This window comes from Pseudomonas sp. GW531-T4, assembly GCF_017349615.1.
In the GTDB taxonomy this organism is placed as follows: domain Bacteria; phylum Pseudomonadota; class Gammaproteobacteria; order Pseudomonadales; family Pseudomonadaceae; genus Aquipseudomonas; species Aquipseudomonas chlororaphis_I.
In genome coordinates, this window is sequence record NZ_JACMZT010000089.1 from 1 (window position 1) to 622 (window position 622).

Annotated in this window: 1 protein-coding gene; it reads right to left on the bottom strand. The window is 61.7% G+C overall.

Going from position 1 to position 622, the window contains the following annotated elements; all coding sequences use genetic code 11:
• A partial coding sequence (locus tag J4D28_RS30305; RefSeq protein ID WP_207246530.1) for an immunoglobulin-like domain-containing protein occupies positions 1–622 on the bottom strand: 622 nt, incomplete at both ends.

Sequence of the window (622 nt, forward strand, 5' to 3'; positions counted from 1 at the left end):
TGCTGCGATGGTAATCACTGCACCGTTCGACAGAGTCACGGTTACAGGCGTGCCGGCCGCATTGGTCAGGGTGGCGGTGTAAACGATCGAGCCACCTTCGGCGACAGTGTCAGTCGCCGTCAGGCTCAGAGTGGTAGTGTCCGGGGTGTCGGTAACCGAGGTTTCAGCCGGTTTGCTATCAACGTCGAGCTTCTCGTAATTACCGCCGGTAGCTTCCTTGATGGTGGTGCTCAAGGAGCTGCCGCCCGCCAGGGCGTCGTTAGGCGCTACGAAATTCACGGTACCGCTGCTGGCGCCGACTGGGATGGTGATGGTCTGGCCATTCGACAGGGTGACCACGACCGGCGAGCCGGTGACTGGAGCGGTGACCGATGCGGTGTACACCACCACGCCACCTTCAGCGACGCTAGGAGTGGCGGTCAGGCTGACGGTTGAGGTGTCGATGGTGTCGGTCACGTCGGTGACGGCCGGCGTGGTGTTCGGCACCAGGCTCTCGAAGTTCCCGCCTACGGCGTCTTTGATGCTGACTTCAACCTTGCCGGCATCCTTGTACACATCATCAGCTGGAGCAGCGACGGTGACGGAGCCTGTGGTTGCACCGGCAGCAATGGTGATCACTGCG